The following is a 1,639-nucleotide window of genomic DNA, read 5'->3' as shown; positions in this document are numbered from 1 at the left end:
ACAAGTACCAGCCGGCCTCCGACCGCATCCGGCATTTCCGCGAATTCCCGCTGCCGATGTCGGACAAGGAGGTCGAGAAACAGGCCGCGCGCTGCATGGATTGCGGCATTCCGTTCTGCCACGGGCCGACCGGCTGCCCGATCCACAACCAGATCCCCGACTGGAACGACCTCGTCTACAACAGGGACTGGGACAACGCGATCCGCAACCTGCACTCGACCAACAACTTCCCGGAGTTCACCGGCCGCATCTGTCCGGCACCTTGCGAGGAAGCCTGCACGCTGAACCTCGAGGACATTCCTGTCGCCATCAAGACGGTGGAGCAGGCGATCGCGGACAAGGCTTATGAGACCGGCCACATCAGGCCCTATCCGCCGGAAAGGAAGACCGGCAAGCGGGTCGCCATCATCGGGTCCGGCCCGGCCGGCATGGCGGCCGCCCAGCAACTCGGCCGCGCCGGCCACGACGTGCATGTCTATGAGCGAGAGAGCCGGCCAGGCGGGCTGATGCGTTACGGCATTCCCGACTTCAAGATCGAGAAGCACTATATCGACCGGCGCATCGAACAGATGCAGGGCGAGGGGGTGACCTTCCACTGTGGCGTCAATGTCGGCGTCGACAAGCCCGTGGCTGAACTCCTCGCAGAACATGATGCCGTGCTCTATTGCGGCGGTTCGGAAACGCCGCGCGCCGCCGGGATACCCGGCGATGATCTCGGCGGTGTGCATGACGCGATGCCCTATCTGGTGCAGCAGAACCGCCGCGTCGGCGGTGAGCCGATCCAGTCCGTGGCATGGCCGTCGCATCCGATCATCGCCGGTGGCCAGCATGTCGTTGTCGTCGGTGGTGGCGATACCGCCTCCGACTGCGTCGGCACCGCCTTCCGCCAGGGCGCCGTGCGCGTCACCCAGCTCGACATCCGCCCGCAGCCGCCCGAGAAGGAAGACAAGCTCGCCGTCTGGCCCTACTGGGCAACCAAGATGCGCACCTCGTCCTCGCAGGCCGAGGGCGCGGAGCGCGAATTCCAGGTGGCGACGCTCGAATTCATCGGCGAGGAAGGCCAGCTTACGGGCGTCAAATGCTGCGAGGTCGACGAGAAGCGCAAGCCGATCGCCGGCACCGAATTCGTCATCCGCGCCGATCTCGCCTTCATCGCCATCGGCTTTGCCGGACCGGCGACGGCAGGCGTTGCGGCGGAACTGGAGGGTGAGATGAAGATCACCACCGACAGCCGCCGTTCCAGGAATGTCGAGGCCAATGACCGCGACTACAGGACCAGCGTCGACCGGCTCTACGCGGCGGGCGACGTGCGCCGTGGCCAGTCGCTGGTCGTCTGGGCGATCCGCGAAGGCCGCCAGGCGGCACGCTCGATCGACGAGGCGCTGATGGGGACGACCGTCCTGCCGCGTTAAGGGGTAATCGCCGTCGTGGTATCGGCGGCCGCGGCCGCGGCTGCCGGACTTGCCTTCGGCGGCCAGGAAAAGTCGTCGGCGCGTCCGGGCGAAGCTTCCGGCGCCTTGCCCTCGATCACCAACCTTTCCCCGGGAAGAGCTGGATCGGCCTTCGGCAGTGGGGCGGCGCCGAGCAATTCGGTGCCGCCCCACTGCCGAAGGCCGATCCAGCTCTTCCCGGGGAAAGG

Annotated in this window: 1 protein-coding gene and 1 pseudogene; one reads left to right on the top strand and one right to left on the bottom strand. The window is 66.7% G+C overall.

Annotation, left to right across the window (positions count from 1 at the left end):
- Positions 1-1,412: glutamate synthase subunit beta (locus tag EOA36_RS34965; protein ID WP_145969498.1), on the top strand; the 1,412-nt coding region annotated here is incomplete at its 5' end.
- Here the strand turns inward: EOA36_RS34965 and EOA36_RS34960 are convergent.
- Positions 1,409-1,639, bottom strand: a pseudogene (locus EOA36_RS34960) (hypothetical protein); the annotation flags it as partial. The gene EOA36_RS34965 and the pseudogene EOA36_RS34960 sit on opposite strands and share 4 nt — an antisense overlap.

This window comes from Mesorhizobium sp. M8A.F.Ca.ET.021.01.1.1 (assembly GCF_003998025.1).
Lineage (GTDB): Bacteria > Pseudomonadota > Alphaproteobacteria > Rhizobiales > Rhizobiaceae > Mesorhizobium.
This window is presented reverse-complemented; position numbering and strand designations above follow the sequence as displayed.